Source organism: Streptomyces sp. NPDC017890 (genome assembly GCF_044328675.1).
In the GTDB taxonomy this organism is placed as follows: domain Bacteria; phylum Actinomycetota; class Actinomycetes; order Streptomycetales; family Streptomycetaceae; genus Streptomyces.
Genome location: NZ_JBIRHU010000002.1, coordinates 86,556 through 105,104, shown reverse-complemented (window position 1 = coordinate 105,104; position 18,549 = coordinate 86,556). Strand labels below are relative to the sequence as shown.

22 protein-coding genes and 1 pseudogene are annotated in these 18,549 nt (G+C 69.8%); 8 read left to right on the top strand and 15 right to left on the bottom strand.

Annotated elements, in window-relative coordinates; translation table 11 throughout:
• Nucleotides 1-13: 13 nt before the first annotated feature.
• Complete coding sequence (locus ACH4F2_RS03370) at nt 14-2,998, bottom strand: BTAD domain-containing putative transcriptional regulator (RefSeq protein WP_398130997.1); 2,985 nt, start codon at nt 2,996-2,998, stop codon at nt 14-16.
• Between the two features lie 273 nt (nt 2,999-3,271).
• On the opposite strand from ACH4F2_RS03370, the pseudogene ACH4F2_RS03365 reads away from it, so the two are divergent.
• Nucleotides 3,272-3,544: pseudogene (locus ACH4F2_RS03365) on the top strand (hypothetical protein); the annotation flags it as partial.
• On the opposite strand, the gene ACH4F2_RS03360 reads toward ACH4F2_RS03365, so the two are convergent.
• Both ACH4F2_RS03360 and ACH4F2_RS03355 read right to left on the bottom strand, forming a co-directional pair.
• Nucleotides 3,534-4,427, bottom strand: coding sequence for a hypothetical protein (locus ACH4F2_RS03360; RefSeq protein WP_398130996.1), 894 nt, complete (start codon nt 4,425-4,427; stop codon nt 3,534-3,536). The pseudogene ACH4F2_RS03365 and the gene ACH4F2_RS03360 overlap by 11 nt on opposite strands.
• Nucleotides 4,428-4,460: 33 nt before the next feature.
• Nucleotides 4,461-4,886, bottom strand: a complete 426-nt coding sequence (locus ACH4F2_RS03355) for an ATP-binding protein (RefSeq protein ID WP_398130995.1) — start codon at nt 4,884-4,886, stop codon at nt 4,461-4,463.
• Between the two features lie 216 nt (nt 4,887-5,102).
• Between ACH4F2_RS03355 and ACH4F2_RS03350 the strand changes: the two genes are divergently transcribed.
• The 6 genes from ACH4F2_RS03350 (at nt 5,103) to ACH4F2_RS03325 (ending at nt 9,124) form a co-directional block, all read left to right on the top strand.
• Nucleotides 5,103-5,954: a helix-turn-helix domain-containing protein gene (locus tag ACH4F2_RS03350; protein WP_398130994.1), complete on the top strand. Its 852-nt coding sequence runs from the start codon at nt 5,103-5,105 to the stop codon at nt 5,952-5,954.
• A 10-nt stretch (nt 5,955-5,964) separates the two neighbouring features.
• Nucleotides 5,965-6,156 carry a DUF397 domain-containing protein gene (locus ACH4F2_RS03345; RefSeq protein WP_398130993.1) on the top strand — a complete coding sequence of 64 codons (192 nt, stop codon included), beginning with the start codon at nt 5,965-5,967 and terminating at the stop codon, nt 6,154-6,156.
• An 82-nt stretch (nt 6,157-6,238) separates the two neighbouring features.
• On the top strand, nt 6,239-7,777 hold the full coding sequence (locus ACH4F2_RS03340) for a putative T7SS-secreted protein (protein WP_398130992.1): 1,539 nt from the start codon (nt 6,239-6,241) through the stop codon (nt 7,775-7,777).
• A 2-nt stretch (nt 7,778-7,779) separates the two neighbouring features.
• Nucleotides 7,780-8,100, top strand: coding sequence for a hypothetical protein (locus ACH4F2_RS03335; RefSeq protein ID WP_398130991.1), 321 nt, complete (start codon nt 7,780-7,782; stop codon nt 8,098-8,100).
• A gap of 29 nt (nt 8,101-8,129) precedes the next feature.
• Nucleotides 8,130-8,756 (top strand): hypothetical protein, encoded by a 627-nt coding sequence (locus ACH4F2_RS03330; protein WP_398130990.1) that lies wholly within the window; start codon nt 8,130-8,132, stop codon nt 8,754-8,756.
• Nucleotides 8,757-8,773: 17 nt separating this feature from the next.
• Complete coding sequence (locus ACH4F2_RS03325) at nt 8,774-9,124, top strand: hypothetical protein (RefSeq protein ID WP_398130989.1); 351 nt, start codon at nt 8,774-8,776, stop codon at nt 9,122-9,124.
• A 57-nt stretch (nt 9,125-9,181) separates the two neighbouring features.
• Here the strand turns inward: ACH4F2_RS03325 and ACH4F2_RS03320 are convergent, their stop codons facing one another.
• Nucleotides 9,182-9,334, bottom strand: coding sequence for a hypothetical protein (locus ACH4F2_RS03320; protein ID WP_398130988.1), 153 nt, complete (start codon nt 9,332-9,334; stop codon nt 9,182-9,184).
• Between the two features lie 136 nt (nt 9,335-9,470).
• Between ACH4F2_RS03320 and ACH4F2_RS03315 the strand changes: the two genes are divergently transcribed.
• Nucleotides 9,471-9,896, top strand: coding sequence for a hypothetical protein (locus ACH4F2_RS03315; RefSeq protein ID WP_398130987.1), 426 nt, complete (start codon nt 9,471-9,473; stop codon nt 9,894-9,896).
• A gap of 24 nt (nt 9,897-9,920) precedes the next feature.
• On the opposite strand, the gene ACH4F2_RS03310 is transcribed toward ACH4F2_RS03315, so the two are convergent.
• The 11 genes from ACH4F2_RS03310 to ACH4F2_RS03260 all read right to left on the bottom strand — a co-directional run bounded on the left by ACH4F2_RS03310 (nt 9,921) and on the right by ACH4F2_RS03260 (nt 18,457).
• Complete coding sequence (locus ACH4F2_RS03310; RefSeq protein ID WP_398130986.1) at nt 9,921-10,970, bottom strand: hypothetical protein; 1,050 nt, start codon at nt 10,968-10,970, stop codon at nt 9,921-9,923.
• Nucleotides 10,970-11,632: a hypothetical protein gene (locus tag ACH4F2_RS03305; protein WP_398130985.1), complete on the bottom strand. Its 663-nt coding sequence runs from the start codon at nt 11,630-11,632 to the stop codon at nt 10,970-10,972. Before ACH4F2_RS03305 ends, ACH4F2_RS03310 begins: the two co-directional genes overlap by 1 nt.
• A gap of 58 nt (nt 11,633-11,690) precedes the next feature.
• Nucleotides 11,691-12,152: a pilus assembly protein TadG-related protein gene (locus tag ACH4F2_RS03300; RefSeq protein WP_398130984.1), complete on the bottom strand. Its 462-nt coding sequence runs from the start codon at nt 12,150-12,152 to the stop codon at nt 11,691-11,693.
• On the bottom strand, nt 12,149-12,592 hold the full coding sequence (locus tag ACH4F2_RS03295) for a TadE/TadG family type IV pilus assembly protein (RefSeq protein WP_398130983.1): 444 nt from the start codon (nt 12,590-12,592) through the stop codon (nt 12,149-12,151). Before ACH4F2_RS03295 ends, ACH4F2_RS03300 begins: the two co-directional genes overlap by 4 nt.
• Nucleotides 12,593-13,054 carry a TadE family protein gene (locus ACH4F2_RS03290; RefSeq protein WP_398130982.1) on the bottom strand — a complete coding sequence of 154 codons (462 nt, stop codon included), beginning with the start codon at nt 13,052-13,054 and terminating at the stop codon, nt 12,593-12,595. It abuts the gene before it with no gap.
• Nucleotides 13,055-13,112: 58 nt separating this feature from the next.
• The gene (locus ACH4F2_RS03285; RefSeq protein WP_386281809.1) at nt 13,113-13,373 is read right to left on the bottom strand and encodes a hypothetical protein; all 261 of its coding nucleotides are present in this window, start codon (nt 13,371-13,373) and stop codon (nt 13,113-13,115) included.
• Between the two features lie 76 nt (nt 13,374-13,449).
• Nucleotides 13,450-14,370, bottom strand: a complete 921-nt coding sequence (locus ACH4F2_RS03280; RefSeq protein ID WP_398130981.1) for a type II secretion system F family protein — start codon at nt 14,368-14,370, stop codon at nt 13,450-13,452.
• Nucleotides 14,367-15,386, bottom strand: coding sequence for a type II secretion system F family protein (locus tag ACH4F2_RS03275; protein ID WP_398131261.1), 1,020 nt, complete (start codon nt 15,384-15,386; stop codon nt 14,367-14,369). The genes ACH4F2_RS03280 and ACH4F2_RS03275 overlap by 4 nt, the downstream gene beginning before the upstream one ends.
• Before the next feature lie 112 nt (nt 15,387-15,498).
• On the bottom strand, nt 15,499-16,806 hold the full coding sequence (locus ACH4F2_RS03270; RefSeq protein ID WP_398130980.1) for a CpaF family protein: 1,308 nt from the start codon (nt 16,804-16,806) through the stop codon (nt 15,499-15,501).
• Nucleotides 16,803-17,696: a hypothetical protein gene (locus tag ACH4F2_RS03265; RefSeq protein WP_398130979.1), complete on the bottom strand. Its 894-nt coding sequence runs from the start codon at nt 17,694-17,696 to the stop codon at nt 16,803-16,805. The genes ACH4F2_RS03270 and ACH4F2_RS03265 overlap by 4 nt, the downstream gene beginning before the upstream one ends.
• A gap of 17 nt (nt 17,697-17,713) precedes the next feature.
• Nucleotides 17,714-18,457: a hypothetical protein gene (locus ACH4F2_RS03260; RefSeq protein ID WP_398130978.1), complete on the bottom strand. Its 744-nt coding sequence runs from the start codon at nt 18,455-18,457 to the stop codon at nt 17,714-17,716.
• Nucleotides 18,458-18,549: the final 92 nt, after the last annotated feature.

Here is an 18,549-nt window from a genome sequence, read left to right as displayed (position 1 = left end):
CCGGCGGCTCTGCTCAGCCCGCTGCCGCGACGCCGTCGCGCCAGGCCGGCAGCAGCTCGTCGAGCAGCGCCTCGGTACGCGGCGGCAGGCCGCGCGCTCCGCTGCGGCCGATGAGGTCGGCGGCGAGGCTGTGCAGCCGGCCGGTGTCGTCGGTGGCGTGCGTGGCGCGCAGCAGTTCGTGCCACAGGCGCTCGTCGTCGGGGGCGGTGCGCAGCGCCGCGTTCAGTGCCTCGATGGCCTTCTCCGCGCGGTTCTTCTCCAGGTGGAACTCGCTGAGCGCCAGCCCGGTGTCCGCGACGAGCAGCGGGAGCTGGGCGTCGATGATCTCGTGGGTGAGCCAGCGGTAGCGGCCCTCGGGCCGGTCGGCGAGCAGGGGGCCCCGCACCAGCACCAGCGCGTCGGTGAGCAGCCGCCCGCGTACCTGGCGGCTGCCGGTGCCCCGGCCCTGCGTGGCCTCGTAGTAGAGGGAGCGCAGCACGTCGAGGTCTGAGACGACGGTCTTGGCGAGGGTGAGCCGCCCGGTGGCGTCGGTGGCGAGCCTCGGTGTGCCGTCGGGGTCGGTGCCCAGCCAGGCCCGCAGGCGTTCGAGCAGGGCGTCACGCACGTCCGCCGTGACGCCGCGCGGCCACAGCGCGGAGGACAGGACGCGCGGGTGGACGCCCTCGCGGTGCAGCAGGAGCAGCGCGAGCGCCTCGTGGAGCTGGGCACTGCGGTCGCCGTCGGGTGCGTCGAGGCCGATGATCTCGTACGGCCCGACGAGGCGGGCGTACACGGCGGGCCGCCCCTGCTCGCTGATGTCGACGAGGAACGGCGGGGTGTTGGCCGGCCCGCCGGGCCCGCCCGGCCCGTGCTCGGGGTCGGCGTCGGTGAACAGCTCCACGACGGCCCGCCGCTGGGCGGCCGGCAGCAACTGGGCGTCCAGCTCCAGCCCGAGGAGCGGGGCGAGCAGCCGGCCCTCGCCGGTGATCTCCATCTCCCAGGCGGCGCCGGTCAGGCCGGTGCCCCCGGTGCCGACGAGGTAGCCGATGCCGAGCCGGCCGGCGTCGGCGGCGAGTTCGGCGAGCCGGAGGGCGTCCTCGTCGGACGGCTCGGCGGCGAGCAGCACGAGGTGCGGTGCCCAACGGGTGTGCTGGGCGGGCCCGGTGCGGCCGGTGAGGACCGAGTCGTGTCCCGCCGCGCCGAGCGCTCCGCGCCGCTGCCGGGTCTCGGCGGACATGGTCTCGAAGAGGTCCTCGAACCCGTCGAGGTGGCGGATCCGGTTGGGCGCGAGGGGCGTGAGGTCGTCCCCGAACCCGACCAGGGTGATGGTCATACGGTCCGACCAGCCGTTGGTGGCCAGTTCGGCGGCGACCGACGCGAACACGGCCGCCCGGTCGGCCTCCGCGCCGCTCAGCGAGACGAGACCGGGCACCGCCTCCAGGTTGAGCAGCAGCCGGGAGTCGTCCATCGTGCCGAGGCTGACGAGACCGGGGTACGGCGCGGCCGTGTCGGCGTCCTCGTACCGCTCGGCGTCGGCGCGGGCGAGCACCCAGAAGGTCTCGTCCTGCCCGGACTGCCAGGGCGTGGGCGGCTTCCCGGACGGCTGGGCGAGCTGCAGGTGCAGGTCGCCGTTGCCGCTCATCCAGGCCGCGTAGACGACGGGCAGCGCGCGGGACTCGGCGGTGAGGGCGGCGGCCAGCCCGCGCAGCGACCGGTCGAGCAGGCGTACGCCCTCGGGGTCGGCGCCGACGAGCAGCGCGTCGCTCACGTCCTGGGCGTCGCCGGTGGGCGTGGGCGGCTCCATGCCACGCCGTCCGCCGACGCCGCCGAGCGCCGACTGCCACAACGCCTGCCGGCGCCGGCGGCCGAGGGCGCCGAGGAGACCGGCGGCGAGGAGGGGCGCGGCGAGGAGTGCCTCGGGAAGCCCGAAGGAGTGCCCGGCCTCCGCGGGGGCGGCGTGCTCCTGCCCGGCGCTGGGTGCGGGCGCGGGGGCCGGGTTCGCGGGCGACGCGGGGGCGGGCCCGGGCCGCTGCTCGGGGAGGGAGACCTGGGCGTCGCTCCCGCCCGCGGCTCCACCGCTCCCCTGCGCGTGGTCCCCGGTCTGCGCGTAGTCGTGGATCTGCTGCCGCACCTGCTCGGAGACGTTCGGCGCCTCGTCGGGCATCTCGACGAGCTCGCCGCCGCGGGCGTCACCGGGCATCTCCATGATCCACCCGGGCCGGATGAGGCTGGCCTCGGACAGCTTGGACCCGTCCGGCTGCACCCGGTCCTTGTTGAGCTCGAAGATCTCGTGGTACCGGCGCCCGTCACCGAGGTGCCGGTCTGCGATCTCCCAGAGGGAGTCGTGGTGGCGCCCCTCCGGTGGCTGGATCCGGTAGTACTTCGTGTCGCCGTGCGCGGCCGAGGCACCGTCGGCGCGGGCCGCGGCCTGCCCGGCCTGCTCGGCGAGGGCGTTCGCGGTACCGGCGGCCTGCTCCTGATGCTGGGCGAAGAGCCCCGGCGTCTGCTGGGCGGCGGCGACGGACGGCTTCTGATTGCCCTCCATGCCCTGCCCGAGCTGCGACAGCCCCGGCGTGAGGCTCGCCGCGGTGGCGCCGACGAGCAGCAGGGCGGCGACGAGCTGCCGCGCCAGCAGCTGACTGGGCCCGGACCCCGGCACCCGCCCCGGCACCCCGACGCCGGACAGCGCGGCCTTGACCTCGACGAGCACGCAGGCGGTGAACTGCGCCCACGCGAACCAGACGATGACGGTCAGGATGCTCAGGAAGGTGTTGACGGTGATCTCGCGCTGCAGCCAGTCGAGGCCGGGCGCACCGTCGGGGAACGGCCACCCGGCCGTCATCGCCAGCGCGAGAGGCACCCCGACGACCAGTCCGGCCAGGACAACGAAGGCGAGGAACGCCTTGACGAAGTCCCCGAACGACCGCCGCCGCACCCGCACCGGCTGAGGCGTCCGGTTCCTCGGTGCCGCCGAAGCAGCCGTCGAGCTTGCGGAGCTTGAGGTGCGGCGTCGCGGCATGGGCGGTGTCCTGGGTCGTGGGCCGTGTGGGACGGAAGCGGCGGGAGCGTCCGGTATGAGGGATGTGCTGAGCCTACAGAGATCTTATGGACTCCCGCCGACACCGTCGAAGGCCCGCGCACGGACGCCCACGCAACATCCGCCCGCTTCAGGCACTTTGCCCCGTAACGCCGTCACCCCTTCACCGCCCCCACACAATCCTCAGAAACCGGCCAGGTCCCTGCACCGCCCCCTGACAGCTTCGCTCCCTGTCGCAACGCCGCACCCCCGGGCGACGCGAAAACCTGCCCCGCCTCCGGCGACTGCGAGATCAACGCCGACGGCTCCACCGGCACGCCGTCCACGACGGGCAAGGCCGACCGGACCCCGCCCTGCGGCATCCACTACCTGCGCGCCTCGAACGGCGAGCCGTACCAGCTGAAGGCGTCGATCCCCTGGGAAATCTCCTGGGAGGGCAACGGCGGAGCCACGGGCGACCTGCCGGACGGCACCTTCGAGACGACGCAGGACATGGAGGTCCAGGAGATCCAGTCCATCAACCGCTGAACAGATCCTCGGCCCGCTCCGCGGTCACCGCACGCTGAGCCCAGACTTCGAGCTGGTTCAGATCCGAGCAGGCAAGCACGCGCTCCCGCACCGCGTCGGGCACCGGGACGTCCCGCCATTCCAGGATGCGCAGGGTCATCTCGGCCCGGTCCTCTACGCGTCCCTCCTCACGTCCCTCCACCCGTCCTTCCTCGCGGACCTTCTCGGCCACCGGGTTGTTGAAGAAGTAGCGGATCTCCGACATCAGGTCCCTCCAGATCTCCTTGGCCCGGGAATCCGCCAGGCACGATTCGATGAGCTGTCCGAACACCGCCGCACTCTCGGCATCGACAGTCCGCAGAGCGAAAGCCAACGGCTCCAGTATGGCGGCGGCCTTGGCGCCCCGCCCATGCGTCATGGCCGACAGGACGGCGAGCGGAATGTCCCTCTCGGCCTCCCGCTCACTCGCGATCACCGGCACGTTGTCCGGGCCGATCACGAGCGGACGCACCGTCATCGAGTGCCAGCCGGGCAGGCCCCGCCGAATGGGCTGCGCCGCCCAGCGCGCCGTCGCGCTGTTCTGTGTGATCACGACGAGCACCGGCTCCCAGCCGTACTTCGCGTACAAGTACGAGAGGTAGTAGGGCCAGCTGCCGCGCTTGCCCTCGTCCTGCTTCCCCTGCGCCTCCACGACGAGGAGGTAAGTGCCTTCGTCGGTGTCCACCCGCATCAGGGTGTCCACCCGCCGTTCGACGGGCTCGATCTCCGTGACGTCGGTGTTCAGGACCGCGAAGTCGCGCGGTTCCGGGAACGGAACACGCAGCACGCTCTGAAACGCCCGCGTCAGCAGCGCGGGGTCCTTCTGGAAGACCCAGTGCAGCGCCTCGTGCGACGAGCTGACCATCAGCTCTCCTTCCTGTACGAAGCGATCAACGCGCTACGCCGCGACGAGGTCACACCACACGTACTTGCCCCGATTCCCGCCCCTGACCAGTGGCTGCCACCCCCACACGTCGGCACACGCCCGCACCAGCGCGAGCCCTCGCCCTTCCTCCGCCTCGGCGAGCGACTCGAACCTCCCCGGCGGCTCGGGCGGCTCCGGGTCCGCGTCCCACGCCCCCACCCGCAGCACGCCTGCCGCCCACCGCACGCGCAGGGCGGCGGGGCCCTTGGTGTGGCGCACGGCGTTGGAGACCAGCTCAGCCGCGAGCAGTTCGGCGGTGTCCACGAGGCGGATGAGGCCGTGCATGGTGAGGATCAGGCGGAGGGTGCGGCGGGAAACGGTGACCGCGCGGAGGTCGTTCGGAATGTAGAGGGTGTATTCCCAGGGGGTGGCCGGGTCGGTCGGCGGGGCTTCGGACATGACTGATCTCCGATCAGATAGAGGAGAGGCGGGCCGGTGGCATCGCCGCATCGTCAAGGCACGACAAAGCGGTGCACTTCCGGCACTGAGGCCAGCGCAACGTGTTCCGCGCGTCACCGACGGTAGAGCAAAAATTTTTGCTCACGCAAGCCGTTGCCTTAATCTGACCCCGTAAGCGGTACAGCCGAAGGGCGAGTTGGCAGCGGGAGGGGTCGCGTGGCGCCCAGAAGTCGACCGACGGCGCGACAGGTGCGTCTGGGTACGGAGCTACGCAGACTGCGGGAGGCCGCCGGGCTGAAAGCCCGTGAGGTGGCGGGGCTGCTCAGCTCGACTTCGGCCCAGATGAGCCAGGTCGAGGCCGGCTTCGCCGGAGTGAGCGAGGAGCGCGTGCGCAGACTGGCCGCTCACTACGCCTGCGCCGACGACACCCTGGTCGACGCCCTGGCCACGATGGCCACCGAGCGCACCCACGGCTGGTGGGAGGAGTTCCGGGGTGTCCTTCCCCCGGTCTTCCTCGATGTCGCCGAAGTGGAACACCACGCGACGTTCCTGCACGAGGTCGTGATCACGCACGTGCCCGGCCTGCTGCAGACCCCGGACTACGCTCGCGCGGTCTTCGGCTACATGGTCCCGGAACTGCCCGACAGCGAGCTGACTCCGCGTGTCGAGCACCGGCTGAGACGCCGTGCGGTCATCGAGCGCGTCCCTCCGGTCCCGTACGAGACCGTCGTTCACGAAGCAGCGCTACGCATCCGCGTAGGCGACCGCAAGGTAACTCGTACCCAACTGCAGAGAATTCTGGACGAGACGGACAGGGAGCACGTCACGGTACGAGTCGTCCCGTTCGACACGGATCATTTCGCCGGTGCCAGCGCCGCCATGATGCATGTGGGCGGGCCGCTGCCACGCCTGGACACCGTACTTCGCGACTCCCCCAGCGGCACTGCCTTCCTCGATGCCGAATCCCAGCTCGGTCGCTTCCGGGACCTGTTCCATAAAGTGAAGAAGGCTGCACTCGACCCCGCCCGGACGCGGGACTTCATCCATCAGCTGGCGAAGGAACTGTGAGGCTCGCGGCGTGACCGGACCCACCGACTGGCGAAAGTCCTCCTACTCCGAGGGCGGCGACGGCAACACCTGCGTCGAGATCGCCCCGCTTCCCACCCGCGTCGCGATACGCGACTCGAAGGCCCCCTCCCGGGGCACAGTGACCGTCCCGGTCGAAGCCTTCGCCGCACTCGTCCAGAACCTCAAGACGGCATCCTGCTGACCCTTCCCACCCGTGCGATAAATTCCTACGCACGTTCCCAGCAGTAGGCATCGCACGTGCACGTGCACAGGGGGAGAACACGGTGTCGCACAGGCCGACGGACTGGCACGTACTCGACCTGGAGAAGGACCCGACACCGGGCGACCCGCAACGCGTACGCAAACTCGCCGGCACCCTGCACGACTTCGCCGACGATGTCGCGGATGCCCTCCGCGACCTCAAGGGGATAGCCAAGGAGGACGAGATCCTCTCGTGGGCGGGCAAGACGGCGGACGTGTTCGCCGAGGAGTTCGAGGACGCCCCGAAGAAGCTCCGGAAGCTGAAGAAGTCGTACGGCCTGGCGGGCGACGCGCTGGCGACCTTCTGGCCCGACCTCCAGGACGCCCAGGAGAAGGCCGACAAGGCCCTGCGCGACGGCCGCAAGGCACGTGAGGAACTGACCACCGCCCAGACCGCGCTGACCGGCGCCGACGACTGGGTCCGCAGGGCGACCGAGAAGACCGACTCGTACGACCCCGCCAAGAACGGCGGCAAGGACGTCCCCAAGCCGGACGAGGCCGACGTCCGCCGCGCGACCCGCGACGCCCAGCACGCGAAGGCCCGCCAGGCGGCGGCGGAGCGGAACGTCGAGAGCGCGCAGACCGCGCTGGACGCGGCCAAGAAGCTAGCCGGTCAGGCCAAGGGCCTGCGCGAGGAGGCCGCCCGCCGCACGGTGACCAAGCTCCAGGAGGCCTCCGACGCCGGAATTCCGAACCGGCACTGGTGGGAGGAGATCGGCGACTGGGTCACGGACAACTGGGACGAGATCGTCACCATCTGCAAGTGGGTCGTCACGATCGTCGGCATCATCGTGATGATCGTCGGCGGACCGCTGGGGTGGCTGGTCTTCGCGGCGGCACTCGTCGTGATGGCGGACACGATAAGAAAAGTCATCAAGGGCGAGGCCGGGTGGGGCGATCTCCTATGGGCGGCCCTGGACTGCATACCCGCCACAAAGGGCTTCACCAGCCTCGCCAAGCTGGGCAAGCTTTGGAAGGCGGGCGGTCTCAAGGCACTCGGCGCCGGCTTCATGGGCGGGATCGGCGGCGGCCTCAAGAATGTGGCGGCCTCAGTCCGGGGAATGCGCGATGGAGTCACGCGGCTGGTACAGGTCGAGCGCCTCCTGCAAACGGGAGGAGCCCTACGTCGTGTACGTGGCGACGTGGACTTCGTCACCGACTGGGCGGACGAAGCATACGATGTAATCCGTGGTTCCGACGACCTCGACAACGTGGCCAGGACTGCTGCCGATCACGGGTTCTCCCGATCCGAGGTCGAACAGATCAAGAACCATCTTTTTCACGAGGAGCATCTCCTCGACAGCTACGGCGACGCCTACACGGCGAGATTCGACGCCAATCCACGTATCGCAGAGGCTTGGCAGCGACTCGAGAGCGGCAATCCGCACCCTGCCGACATCGATCTCCTGCGGCACGAGCTACACGAGTCCAACCACATGCGGGACACCGGGAATCAGAGCTACAGCATCGCTCACAAAGCCACGATCGACGCTGGCTACACTTGGGACCAAGCAGCCGCAGCCCGTGACGGTCACGGGCGACCGGTCGGAGTAGGAGAATGACGATGGCTCACTCTTTCCAACTGAAGCTGACGTCAGATGGAACGTCTCCACACCTCTACCAGGCGTTTGTCGACGGCACCACGGAAGCCTTCCTCATCCTGAACGAGGAGTCTGCAACCGTGGACCTCGCAGATCGGGATGGAAATATCTCGGGCGGCATGCAGTTGTCGATTCCGGGCGGTCAATTCAAGCTCGCGGGCGAGAACCCGGCCGGATCCACTTCGCTCACAGTGGGGGACTTCAAATTGCTGGCGGCACACCTCGTCTCCCAGTGGCGGAAGCAAGGTAAGGCACCGGCTGACATCCGGAAGTTCTTTTCCTGATCCATCACCGTTCCAGCAGAAGAGCAGTCATGACCTCAAAGACAAGTCCGCCAGACGGGTTCTCTCTCTCCGTTCCGGATACGTGGTGGGAGTTCGATATCCGCCCAGAAGGCCGCGAAGCGACCATTCGCAGACTCGTCGACGAGCGCTCACGGACGTTTCCCGAGCTGGCGCCGTACCGGGCCGATCTGACCACGATGCTCCGCAAGATGGCCAACGACGCACACGAGTCAGGCGCTCAGTACATGGGGTGCATGGCGGAGAACTTCGAAGCCGTACCCCTGTCCGCGACCGTCACGGTGTCCATCGTCGGGGCCAAGAGCGACCATGGCGCCGCCCTCTCCACCGACCCCCGCGCCATCGCCGAAGGCCTGCGCACCATCACCCCCCGCCGCGAGGGCGACGCCTGGCGCGAGGTGACGACCGTCGACATCCCGGACGTGGGGACAGCGGCCCGGACGTACGGCGTCGAGGACGTGCCCGTCGCGCAGAGCGACAGCCGTACCCTTCGTATGGTGCTGACGCAGACGTACATCCCGGTCCCTGGAACCACCGACCAGGTCGTCCTCGTCTCCGGAGCCAGCCCGGTGCTGGACCTCGCCGAGGCGTTCCACGACGTCTTCGACGCTGTGACCAGTACCTTCCGTTTCGTCTGACAAGGGGGGGTCAGGCCATGGGCAAGGGCAAGAGCGACTTCGCGCTGCCACTGACGGAGATGGAGGACTACGGGCGCCGGCTTCGGTCGCTCAAGACACGGCTGAGCCACACCAAGAAGCTCTTCGAGTCGTACAAGGACGACATCGGCGACGGCAGCGTCAACGACGCCCTCGGCGACTTCGAGTCCAACTGGGAGGACGGCCGCGAGGACATCACCCAGCAGCTCGACGCGCTCGCCGATATGTCGGACGCCGTGGTGCGGGAGTTCAAGAAGCTCGACGACGAACTCACCAAGCAGGTCAGCGGCGCCGTGAAGACGGAGGACAGGCGGGGAGGGAAGAGCGGCAGGGGCGGTGGCGAGAAGTAGGCGCGTCGGGGGCGGACGGTGGCTTTCTCTCCACGGGTGACCCTCGTACGGGAGCTGTCACCCGCCGTCTTCCTCTTCCGGGGAGAAGTCGACGGCAGCGTCGCCATGCATCTCGTGGTGGACCGAGAGGCCGGTACGATTCGGCGGGCCGACAAGAACGGGCACGCTGTCGGCGACGTCCGGCTCGACCTCCGCGACGAGGTCTTCCACGGGACGCGCCCCGGTGACCACTTCGTCCCACTGGCCACCCATATGGCTTCTCAGTGGCGCAGGCAGGGTACTTTGCCGCGAGAGGTCCGCAAGTACTTCGGCTGACGACGAACCGACGTGAGGAGCCCCAGTGGCCATGGGATCCGCCCGGAGTGAGCGGACGGTCCGTCCTGTCGGCTTCTTCGCCGAATTCCAGCCCGGTTGGGGTTTTCCGATCGAGGGCTCCATCACGGACGCGGTGAGGGGCTCCGCGGTGGCCGACGAGAGCCGAGTCGTCTCGTACCTTCGGAGAGGTGCCTGGATCTGGGCGGAGATGGGGGCGGAGCGCGACGTGCTGAACCCCGAGGGCCCGACACTGGTCAGCGCCGGGTCGCTCTACACGGACGGGGCCTGGGTCTGGCGGGAGGACCTGCCGTATTACTCGGCCACGTATCACCTGGCGCTGCCCGACGACTTCGTCGCGCGGGTCCGGGCGCTGGACTATTCGCCTCCGGTGGTCCCGGAGAGCCGGCTCATCGAGATCGCGACGCGAGATCTCGGGATATCCATGGACCAGGCATAGTCGCTCAGCTTGATGCCGTGAGCCTCAGCGGTTCACCGACTGGATTTCCTGCACCGTCACGTCCTGCGCCGCACCGAACGTGCCGTCGGGGAGGTCGCCGCCCTCTCCCGTGGTGCTCGTCCACGAGATCTTCCAGGTGACGGTGGCCTGCAACGCGTACGCACCCCCGTCGCCGGACGCGCGCAGGTACGTCACGCCGCAGGGCGGGGTGTCGTTCGCCCGGCCCTGCGCATACGGCTCACCGATGCTGCCGTCGGCGTTGATCGCGCAGTCACCCGACGCGGGATACGTCTGGGCGTCGCTCGTGCCCGGGTCGATGTGCAGGGAGACGGGTTCGGCGGTGGTGGTCGCGGACAGCCCCGTACCGGGGAGGGCGGCGGTCACCGAGATCTTCCTGAACTTCGCCTTGTCCAGCCAGACCCAGGTGGGCAGATTCACCTTCGTCGCCCCGGCCGGCGCCATCTTGATCTCGGTGCCGGGGACGGGGAGTTCGTCGTAGGCGTACTCGGCGAGGATCTGGGGGGTGAGGGCCAGAGGCTCCTCGGGCACATCGCCTTCGTCCACCCAGAACGGCTGCCTGTTGCAAGAGTTGGCCTCGGGATCATCCTTGCGGTTGGGGTTCTTCACCGCCGCCCAGAACATCCCCTCCCCCTCTTTATCGAGGTTGTAGTCCTTGTAGGGGTCGCCATCCTTGTAATACGCATCCAGCGAGTCACCGACGAAGTCCCCTACGCCGCTCAGGAACGGCAGTCCGTCAATGCCCCGCCACAGCTTTACGGTCTTCTCGATCTCCTTGGGCGAGAAGGCGGGCTCGTACCAGCAGGCCGGTGGCGTCCAGTTGCTGTTCTCCGGCGTGAGTGTTCCCGTACTGGTTTGCTGGGTACTGCCATTGACGCTCGTCGTGACCTTGGTCTCCGCCCTGATGACACCATCCTGGGCGGACCCGCTGGAGCTGCCCTCCATACCGCCACCGGCGTCTCGGCCGCCGGCGGCGACCGCCACGGACGGCACGGCACTCACGGCCAGGGCCAGGACGGGGGCGAGGAGCAGGCGCGTGGTGGTCACAGGGCGCATCACATGCACCTCTTCGCCGCCTCGGTCGAGGACACGCTTGTGGTCTGCCACACGCCTTCGGCGTTCTGTTCCAGCCGGGTGTTGTAGAAGACGTAGTCGCTGGATGACGCCTTCACCGACCTGTCCACCTTGCCCGTCCCACGGTCCTTGGGGTAGGTATCGCTTCCGTCCATGCAGTACGTGACCGACGCCGATCCGTCTTTCGCGAATGTGACCTCACGGTCGTAGTAACGGGTTTTGCCCGTGAAGCTGCGGCCGTTGTCGTAGAAGGACTTGATGTAGGTGGCAGCCGAAATGAGGGCGTCGCCCTTCGAGTAGAACTCGAGCGCCGGATGCTCTGCCGCGTCTACGACAATCGCCTCGTCGATCGAATTGACGCGCCTCTCGCTGTCCGCCAGCACCGCGTCCTTCTTCGCGTCACCCGTCGAACCGCCCTCGAAGACGTTCTCGATGTCCTTCGGCAGCCTGATCTCAGGCCGATCGATGGCGTCGGCCGAGACGGACGGAGACGGAGACGCGGACGCAGAAGCCGCTGTATCCGCCCCCGCGATCTCGTCCTTGACCGAGTCCTCGGACTCGGACCCGCCGCAGGCGGACAGCAGCAGGGCCACCGCTGTCGTCAGGGCGGCGGCCGCGGTGGCGGTGGTCGTGTGTGTGCGCATGGGAGTCGTACCTCCGTTGGTGGGGGGATGGGTCACGGGAGGGGGAGACGTGGTCGGATCAGCCCACCTCGTTCTCCGCCACCGCCTGCCCGTGGACCACCACGTCGCCGCCGTAGAACATCCCCGTGAAGACCGGGGAGTAGGTGAGCTGGACCTCGACCTGTACCTGTTCGGCGTCGGCCGTGACGCAGTGGGTCGCGGCGATGTCCTGACCCGCCATGTCCATCTCCGCGGCGAAGGCCTTGACCCTCGCGTCGCAGGTCTCGTAGTTGATCGGGGCGGGGCCGCCCACGTCATCGTAGAGGGCCTCGCGGTCGATGTCCTGGGCGGCGTAGCGGGCGGCCTGTTCGGCTATGTCCGCGGCGCGTTCGCGCTTGGAGATGGACATGCCGCCGTCGATGACGAAGGCGGAGAGGGAGAGGAAGACCAGGGCGAAGACGATGACCGCGCCGGCGCCCGAGCCGCGGTCGTCCAGGCGGGTGTGTCTGTCCGCGAGCCACGCGCGTACGAGGGACCTCACGCCGTCCTCCGGTACGGGTCCAGCGGAGAACTGAAGCTCGCCGTCAGCGTCGTCGGGATGTTCAGGCCGAGCGAGGCCAGGCCACGCACCTCGCAGCTGACCTCGACCGTGAAGAGCGTGTCGGGTTCGAAGCCCGCGCTCTTCTGGACGACGGTGACCGGGCCGGAGCAGACGTCCTCCAGGTTGGCCTGGGCCGCCTTCCTCGCCTCCGCGATCGCCGTGCCGTGGTCCTTCTGGATCGAGCCCGCGCGTGCGGCGTCCCGTGCCGCGCCGTCGAGCGCGCCGCGGCCGTCCACCAGCTGTCCGAAGGCCACCAGGACGAGGATGAACAGGATCATCACCGGGGCCAGGATGACGACCTCGATGGTGGACAGGCCGGCGTCCCCGGGACGCGGAACTGGACGTCCGTCACGGCCGTCCCTCGAACGGGGAAGGTTCATCTAGTTCTCCCCCTCCTGCACGAATCGCTCCACCGGGCCCATCGACTGCGCGTGCACCGTCAGGTCGAGGCCCGGGAACACCGTCGGGATGCGTGCTGTGATCTCCACACCGACCGTGTCCTGTTCCGGCTGGAGCATCCTCACGTCCGGTGCCAGCACCAGTTGCGGGCCGAGCTGGCGGATGTAGCTGTCGACCACGTCCTGTGCGTCGCCGCGCCAGCCGCCGGGCTGGTCGTGCGCCGTCGCACGGGCCTTGCGCGCGCCCGCCTGGGCCGCCGCCTGCGCTACGTGGTCGGCGAAGAAGTACAGCCCGAACTGCACCGTCGCGAAGATCATGAAGAACAGGACCGGGGTCAGGAACACGAACTCGATCGCGGTCATGCCTGAGTCGCCGCGGGTGGCCGCCGCTTCACGCGCGGCCTCCACTCTGCGACGTACCCGTCCGAGCACGCTTGTCCACATCCCCGTATACCCCGTATGCCCCGTATGCTCGTAGATCCCGTAGATCCCGTACGTCCGATCAGCAGGTGCCGTTCGCGTTGGCGCCCCTGATGCAGTCGCCGACCTTGTTGGCGCCGTCGTCCAGGGCCTGGGTGATGATCGCGGCCACGACCCCGACGATCGCGACGACGACCGCCGAGATGATGACCCACTCGACGGCGGACGCGCCGCGGTCCAGTTCGCCGGAGCGGGCGCGCTCCACACGGGCCTTGAAGAAGGTGATCAGGAAGTCCACGGGCACGACGCCCGTGGTGCCGGTGCGGAAGTTCCGTCCGTTCATGGTGGTTCTGTCCTCTCGTATCAGTTCTGGGAGCGAAGCGGCTCGGAGCTGCTGAATCGAAGCTGAGAAAGCTGCGTCACACCTGAAACACCCGCATCGCCGCCGGATAGATCAGGAACACCAGGAACCCGGCGCACAGCAGGAGCTGGGCCACGAGCATCGACTGGGACTTCTCACCCGCGCTGCCCTCGATGTCGGCGAGTTCGCGGTGCCGCATGGTCTCGGCGCGGGAGGCGAGGGACTCGCGGACCTTGGCGCCGTCGTCCGCCACCAGGGCGAGTGAGGCCGAGAGGTCCTTGAGCTCCTCGACGCCGAGGTCCTCGCCGAGCTGGCCCAGCGCCTGCCACTGGCTGATGCCGGTGATCCGCGCGTCGGACAGGGCGTTGCGGATGCGTTGGGTCGCCCATCCGTCCGACACCTCGGCCGCCGCCATCAGGGCCTCGGGCAGGCCACGGCCGCCGGCCAGGCTCATGGAGACCAGATCCAGGTAGGCACCGATCACGCGTCGCAGGTCGCGGCGCTTGTCGGCCGCGTCCCGGCGTACCTCCAGGTCGGGGAGGAAGAAGAAGAGCGCCGCGCAGAGCAGGGCCAGCCAGACCGGGATGATCGGGCTGTCGCCGAAGCCCAGCTGCCAGACGATCGCGAACAGGAACGGGCCGAAGAACAGTCCGCCCACGGCCAGCAGCGCCTTCGTCGCCAGGAAGTTCTCCCAGCTCCGGTCCAGCACCGCCAGGTCCGCGCGCAGCGAGCGCTGCTCCCAGCCCTGCTGGAGGTAGAGCTCGGCGACGCGCGCGCCGACCCGCTCGCGCAGTGAACCGAGGCGGCTGGTGTCCTTCGCCACGCGGGCCGACTCGTACGCCGTGCCGCGTGCCCGCATCGCGTCGATCCGCGCGACCTGCTGGATCGGGCTGCGCCTGCTGGGCATCAGGGCGCGGACCAGGGCGTAGACGCCCAGGCCGATGACCGCGCCGACCAGTACCGGCATTGTCAGGTTCATCGTCGTACCCCCTCGTCCCCAGACGCCTGCGACGCCTGTGACGGTTGCGGCAGCCGCTGCGCGGGCTGGCCCGGGCGGCCGGACTGACCCGGCTGGCCCGGCTGACCTGCCTGGCCCGGCGTACGGGGGCGCACGAACTGGACGTCGGAGCCCTCCCGGACCAGGAAGCGGTCGGGCGTTTCGATGGTCGACAGCTTGCGCATCCACCAGAAGCCCAGCGCGAACAGGCCGCACACGCAGGCCAGGACGAGCTGGCCGACGGGCGAACCGTACGGCTCGACGAAGTCCCGGTTGAAGATGGACAGCCCGAGGACGAACAGCACCGACACCGCCACGACGATCTGCACCGACCGGCGGGTCGAGGCGCGCTGCGCCATCACGCGCTGGCGCATGTCGACCTCCTCGCGCGCCGACTTGGCGAGCGCGCCCAGGACCTGGCGCAGACCCGGACCGCGCAGTCGCGCGTTGAGGATCAGCGCCGCGACGATGATGTCGGCGGACGCGTCGTCGATCTCGTCGGCGAGATGCTGGAGCGCGTCGGGCAGCGGGGTGCGGGAGCGCAGCCGGTCGACGAGGGCGTCCAGGTGCGGGCGCAGTACCGGCGCGGCGGCGCGGGCCGAGGCGGGAATGGCCTGTTCCAGACCGACCGCGCCCGCGATGGTGTCGCGCAGCGACTCCGTCCAGGAGGCGAGGGCCTCCACCCGCTTCATGGCGGCGCGTTCCTCCGCGGCGCCGCCGAAGAGGCGGTCCCAGAAGAAGACGAGGACGCCGGCCGCGATGCCCAGCACCGCCCAGCGGGTGAGGAGCAGGACGACGAGTCCGACGATGGCCGCGAGGGAGCCCCGCCGGCCCGCCCAGCGGATCAGTTCGTTGGCACGCTCGGCCGCCTGCCGCTTCTCGTGCTCGGGCTTGGCGGGCAGGCCGCGTACGGCGACGAGGAGCAGGGCGAGGCCGCCGCCGACGGCGACGCCGCAGCCGAGCGCGTACAGGACCGTGGGGGAGAACAGGCCGCCCATCCCGCCGAGCGAGTCCAGTGCCGCGAGCGGCGTGCCCGAGGTGGTCGGGTCGGTCGAGACGGTGAAGGTGCTCGGGTCGGTCGAGACGGTGAAGCTGGTCGAGGTCACCGGGTCACCCCCACGTTCCGTTGGGCCGGTAGCCGTAGGCGATGAGTTCCTCCAGGCAGGCTATGGGGGCGTGCGGGACGACCCGGCCGTCGGGCGTCTCGGCGAAGACCTCGCTGGACAGCACGCGTCCGTCCACGCCGTTCACCTCGCGGACGGAGGTGACCATGCGCTGGAGGCGTCCGCCGCTCTGGAAGTCGTTGCGCCGCTGGACGAAGACGACGAAGTTCACGGCGCCCGCCACCAGCATCTGGCTGGCCTCGATCGGCAGCCGCTCCGTCGCCTGCAGGGCGTACGTCGAGATGCGGTTGAAGACCTCGTGCGAGCTGTTGGCGTGGATCGTGGAGAGGGAGCCGTCGTTGCCCTGCGACATCGCGTTCAGCATGGTCACGATCTCGTCGCCGAGCACCTCGCCGACGATGACGCGGGAGGGATTCATGCGCAGGGAACGCCGGACCAGTTCCGCCATGCTGATGGCGCCCTGTCCCTCGGAGTTGGGCAACCGCTCCTCGAACGCCACGACGTTGGGGTGGAGTTCGGGGAAGGTGTCGAGCCCGAGCTCCAGGGCCCGCTCCACCGTGATCAGCCGCTCGTGCGGCGGGATCTCGTTGGCGAGGGCGCGCAGCAGCGTCGTCTTACCGGCGTTCGTGGCGCCCGCGATCATGATGTTCTTGCGGGCGCGGACCGCGCAGGCCAGGAAGTGGCCGAGCTCGGGGGTGAGGGTGCCGTTGCCGACCAGGTCGGAGATGAAGACCTTGCCGAGGCGGGAGCGGCGGATGGAGAGCGCGGGGCGCCGGGCGACGTCCATGACCGCCGACAGACGGGAACCGTCCGGCAGCCTGAGGTCCAGCTGCGGGTTGGCGGAGTCGAAGGGGCGGGACGACAGACCCGAGTAGGCGCCGAGGATCTGGATCAGCTCGATGAGCTCCTCGTCGGTCTCGGCGACCGGCTCGCCGCGCTCCTCACGCCCGTCGGAGTAGCCGACGAAGACGTGGTCGCAGCCGTTGATGTCGATGTTCTCGACCTCGGGGTCGTCGAGGAGCGGCTGGAGCCGCCCGACGCCGAACAGCGCGGCGTGCACGGCGGCGGCGTACGCCTCCTCCGTCTCCGCGTCCAGCGGCGTACGCCCGGAGTTGATCTCGGCGCGGGCGTACTCCTCCAGGATCTGTGCGATGACGGCGCGCGCGTACTGCCGTTCGTCCTCGGTGGACATCGGCGTGACGCCGCTGACCTGGTCCTGGCGGCGCTGCTCGGCGATACGGTCGCCGGCGTCCTGCCGGAACCGCTTGACCAACGAGTGGTCGACAGCGGTCATCGCCCGGCCCCCGCGTGGCCGGTCATGCCGGTGCCGGCGGGGCCGGTGGAGCCGGTGGAGCCGGTGGAGCCGGTGGGTACGGTGGGTACGGACCAGGCGGCGCCGAACTGCTGGTAGAGGTCCGAGGTGACCTTGCGGGCCGAGCGGATGAGCAGCGACTTGTCCAGCCGCCCGCGCCTACGCCCGGCCAACTGGTCCGCCCCCGCCGGGTCGTCGGCGATGGTTCCGACCACGCGGGCACCGGTCTGGGCGTGCACGAGCATGTCGTTGACCTGGCCGGAGAGCTTCGCGGCGTTGTTCGTGTCGGCGACGAGGACGACGCCGATCATCGGCATGCCGAGGCTCGCGGCACCGCGCGGGCCGCCGTGCAGCTTGGCGGTCAGGGCGGCGGCGCGGTCGCGGACGCGGGCGATGGCCTCCGGCTCGGTACGGGAGATCAGCAGGACCAGCGCGGCGTGCGGGAACAGCTCCGTCGCCGGGGAGTCGCCGCTGACGCGGCCGCAGTCGGCGATGACGTCGGCGGGCGCGTTCGGGGAGTCGGCGAGCGAGGCGAAGGCCCGGCCGAGGGTGGGCCACAGGCCCGCGAGCCCGGCGGCCTGCTCGGAGATGCCGAGCCCGACGAGGACGTCGAGGCCGCCGCTGAGCGGCTGTACGTGGTCCCAGAGCTGGTCGGGGACGAGGCCGCGCCGCGCGGTGGCGGCGATCGACAGCATGCCGGTGTTGGGGTTGAGCGGGCCGCCGTGCGCGGCGGCGGACCGGTACACCAGGTCGCCGCCCGCCGGGTCGGTCTCGGCGAGCAGGACACGGCGCGGCCAGACCGCCGCCAGGGCGACGGCCGCGGTGGTGACGCCGGGGGAACCCTTGTCGGCGGCGAGGGCGATGAGGGCCATGGCTTCCGGTCCGCCTTCTACTTGCCGGGGACGCGTACGACGGCGACCTCGCCGGCGGCTGCCGCCGAGGCGAGGGCAGCGGCGTCGGCCTCGTCGACGAGGACGGTGACGGCCTTGTTGCCGGTGCTGATGGTCGAGTCGTCCTCACCCATGACGGCGGTCACGCGGGCGTCGCCGACGATGGCTCCACCGGAGGCGGACGACGACGCGTCCTTGTCGGCGGAACCGGAGGAGCCGGAGGAGCCGGAGGAGCCGGAGCTGCCGGCGCCGTTCGCGCCGACGCGGTAGGCGGCGACGACGTCACCCGACTTGATGCCCGTCGGGTACTGCCCCTCCTTGAGGGCGAGACCCACGGACGCCTTGCCCGCGGGAAGCGCCTCCCCCTCGGCGAACATCTGCCCCATCACGACCGTGTCCTTGTAGATCGTGGACTTGGCCTTCAGGGCCTGGAGGGCGTCCAGCTGCGACCACTCGACGTAGTTGAGGCTCTCGTCGGCGGCCACCATCACGGACGTGACCTTGTCACCGACGGACTCGCCGGCCTGGATGTCCGCCGTCACCTTGACGACCTCGACCCGGTCCCCGACCCGCAGCACCAGCATCGTCGCGCCCAGCGCGCCCAGCAGGATCAGCAGCACCGCCAGCGCGGCCAGCGCCGGTTTGCGCTCGCGAGGGGGACTGGGAAGCCGGTCACCGACCGACGGCTGAGCCGGAGCCGCGGAACGCCCCGCGCCCGCCCCCGTACGCTCCTGGATCTTCACGCAACCGCTCCCCGTACACCCAAGAAATTGTCTGCCACGTCATTACTCGAACAGGAACTGCTCAAGTACGCAGAATCCTCTGCACATTCGGA